This window comes from Affinundibacterium flavidum (assembly GCF_014284175.1).
GTDB lineage: Bacteria > Pseudomonadota > Gammaproteobacteria > Burkholderiales > Burkholderiaceae_D > Undibacterium > Undibacterium flavidum.
The window spans coordinates 1-2,873 of the sequence record NZ_JACOGA010000040.1; the positions used below are offsets into that span (position 1 = coordinate 1).

The 2,873-nt window shown below is 50.1% G+C and carries 2 protein-coding genes and 1 pseudogene; all 3 read right to left on the reverse strand.

Annotated elements, in window-relative coordinates:
* A pseudogene (locus tag H8K55_RS21240) lies at window positions 1-661 on the reverse strand (RHS repeat protein); the annotation flags it as partial.
* 127 nt (window positions 662-788) lie between these two features.
* Complete coding sequence (locus H8K55_RS21245; RefSeq protein WP_186944248.1) at window positions 789-1,388, reverse strand: suppressor of fused domain protein; 600 nt, start codon at window positions 1,386-1,388, stop codon at window positions 789-791.
* Window positions 1,381-2,873 (reverse strand): RHS repeat-associated core domain-containing protein (locus H8K55_RS21250; RefSeq protein WP_222612570.1); only part of this gene is annotated, 1,493 nt, incomplete at its 5' end. The genes H8K55_RS21245 and H8K55_RS21250, both read right to left, overlap by 8 nt.

A 2,873-nucleotide genomic window follows, 5' to 3' on the forward strand; every position in this document is an offset into this window, starting at 1 on the left:
AGCGGCTTAGGGTGTTGCCGCTGGTGTCGCTGTCCTGGAAGGCGTGACGGCCGTTCCAGAGGGTGCGGAAGATCGCGGGCGGGGCATTCGGTTGTAAGGGGTCTTTGGCTTCTTTTTCGACACGCAGGCCTAGGTGGTTATTGCTGTAGTTACCAAGCACCGTATTGTTTTTGCGAACGCTGATCAGGTTGTCTCTGGCGTTGTAGCTGTAGTACGTACTATCACCGCCTTGGGTCTTTTGGCTGAGGTTGCCTTGGTTGTCGTAGCTTAATGTGGTGTTGCCTGCGGCTGTGTCGGTGATGGCGGTGAGTTGGTTGCGACCGTCGTAGGTGTAAGTTTTGGTGATGCTTGTTGGGCTGCTTGCGCTGCCTGTGCTGGCTGTGCCTGCTGGTTTGGTGCTGATGATTTCTTTGGTGCGATTGGCGACGCCATCTAAGGTATAAGCGGTGGTGACAGTTTGGTTGACGTCGATGACTTCGGTTTGGGTTAGGCGGTCGGCTTTGTCGTAGCTGTAGTTGGTAACCTGTGCGGCGGCGTTGCGGTTGATGGTTTCTTTGGTACGATTGCCGTTTTGGTCGAACACATAGTCGGTGCGCGCATGGATGATGTTGCCTTTGGCGTGTGTCACTTGTTGCATGCGCAGCGCGGCGTCGTAGCGCATGTTGCTACTGGTGCCGTTGCTGTGTCGGTAATGGCGGTGAGTTGGTTGCGACCGTTGTAGGTGTAGGTTTTAGCGACCGCGTTGGTGCTGGCTGTGCCTGCGGGCTCGGTAGTGGTGATTACGGCCCTTAATCATTTAAAAACGAAGGTCTTGATGGATCTGCTGGACTCCAACTTGATGCAGCTTCTCCTTTATCAAACTTTTCTATACCGCCGTCTCTAATTGCTTCATATTCATTCTTATAAATAGGAATTATCCAAAAAAGCTTCACAACTTCAGAACCAAGTTTTATTTCAGAAAGCGATTCTGGTTCAGCCCTTGGCTCATCAATTAAAAATGCCCTTGAGCGCCATTGCTGAGGCATCAAAGGTGACTCTGCAAAAGCCATTCCTATTTTGAATGGTACGTCTTTACGCTGTGAGAACGCCATAACATCAAGTATAAAAAAGATAATTTCATCTATAGTTGCACCTGCATTATCACTTGGCACAGCCATAAAAAGTTCCCAATCTAAGACTTTCCCAGTATCCGAAACGTGTCCAGATAAGCCAATCGTTGCATATCGATTGATCACGTCATCATCTTTTGATGGAAAAAAATAAACTTCGACACGGTGATTCCCTTTTTCTGAAATGGTTCGAGAATGCGGCATCCCCCATGCCTGGATATATGATGCAAGTAGAACTGTCCTTCGCACATCAAAAGCAAGTGCACCATCATCATTCATTAGATTTCTCCTCCCTTTTCTTTGTTTTCTGACGCGATTGTCTTGCCTCATAGTTTGGCCCCACGTCTCTACGATAACGTGCTGTTGTGGATCCGCCCTCTCCATGCTGACAATCTAAACAATGTAATTCTTTTGCTGTCTCATTATATAGGTCATTCCGTATGCGTTGGTTGGTGTCGTAACCAATCCTATTGTGCGTATCGACCAAACTAGGAATATGTTGTGGCGTACCTTCACCCGGCGCTAATTCTCTGCCTCCTTGTACTTTGCAATTTTGGCCTTGACAACGAATAACACCATCCGATCCGGTCGCTCCCTCTTCAAGCCTCTTAGTTGTCGCCTTACGTTCTCGGGTAGGGTAATCGGTACTGCGAACACTCTTTCTATCAATTCGGGTAAAACGTACATCGCTAACATCCGGCTCTACAGACTGATTTTTGGGCGCAGCATCTCGGGCAGGCTTTGCAATCGTCGTACCCGGTCTACTTACTGGCTCCGCAGTCGTTACGATCTCAGGGACAACAACCTCAGACTTTGGCAACGGAGGCGCGTTCTCCACAGCCCGATTAATTGGGAAATTAATTCGTTCTCCACTTACTCCAAGAGCTTTCGAAAGCGTAGGAACTCTCCCTGAAGCAATACCTGCAACAATCGGTGCCGCAATTTCAAATCGTGCGTATGCGCGAGAAAAAGCAGCACCGGAATAATTTCCGTTCTGTTCTTTTTGAGCCGCTTCAACATCGGCTTGGGCGACTTGCTGTTTCATTGCTGCCCAAACGACTTGCGGTTGGAGGAGAAGTGTCGCTACAGCTTTGCCATTTTCATCCATCCTAGCTTTAGCATTCTCATTACCCGCCATTGCCGGTATTGCATCATAAACAACAAATTTTCCAGTCGCATAGATGGCTTTACCTATCCCTACAACACCACCTACTACCGCACCTACCACTTGACCGTTGGCTTCTTGCGTTTCGCGCCGCTTCTGTTCGAAGTAGCCCGCAATACTATTTGCGTACCCATGCAAATCCACATAAGTCGTCGGATTCCCATAAGCATACAAATAGTGATGCAAAGACAGTGGTGTGTTCCAGTCACCCTCATACGGATCTTGGGTGATGAAGCGGCCTGTTTGTGGGTCGTAGTAGCGGGCTTGGAAATAGATCAGTCCCGTCTCTTGATCCATCTGGTGGCCGGTGTAGCCGAACTTATTGGCGCTTTGTCCGCTTTGGCTGACGATGTTGCCGAAGGCGTCGTAGACGGTTTCGCTTTTGAGCTGGCCGCTGGTGTCCGTAGTAGCGGTGATGCTGCCTAGGGCGTCGTGGTGGAGGGCTTGGCTGCCGTCGCTTTTGCTCCACAGGCTGACGGTGTGGCGTCCGTCGTTTTCATAGCGGCTTAGGGTGTTGCCGCTGGTGTCGCTGTCCTGGAAGGCGTGACGGCCGTTCCAGAGGGTGCGGAAGATCGCGGGCGGGGCATTCGGTTGTAAGG